Origin of the sequence: Nocardia sp. BSTN01 (genome assembly GCF_015354405.1) — a bacterium.
Taxonomy (GTDB): Bacteria; Actinomycetota; Actinomycetes; order Mycobacteriales; family Mycobacteriaceae; genus Nocardia.
Genome location: NZ_JADKYP010000185.1, coordinates 1 through 416, shown reverse-complemented (window position 1 = coordinate 416; position 416 = coordinate 1). Strand labels below are relative to the sequence as shown.

At 57.5% G+C, this 416-nt stretch carries 1 rRNA gene; it reads right to left on the bottom strand.

Annotation, left to right across the window (positions count from 1 at the left end):
• A 23S ribosomal RNA gene (locus IRT45_RS36455) occupies positions 1 to 416 on the bottom strand; the annotation flags it as partial.

Sequence of the window (416 nt, the reverse complement as noted above, 5' to 3'; positions counted from 1 at the left end):
CCCACAGCTCATCCCCTCAGTTTTCAACCTAAGTGGGTTCGGGCCTCCACGACGTCTTACCGTCGCTTCACCCTGGCCATGGGTAGATCACTCCGCTTCGGGTCCATGACATGCGACTCAAACGCCCTATTCGGACTCGCTTTCGCTACGGCTACCCCACACGGGTTAACCTCGCCACACACCGATGACTCGCAGGCTCATTCTTCAAAAGGCACGCCATCACCCCACGACCGAAATCGAAGGCTCTGACGGATTGTAAGCGCACGGTTTCAGGTACTATTTCACTCCCCTCCCGGGGTACTTTTCACCTTTCCCTCACGGTACTAGTCCGCTATCGGTCACCAGGGAGTATTCAGGCTTACCGGGTGGTCCCGGCAGATTCACAGCAGATTTCACGGGCCCGCTGCTACTCGGGT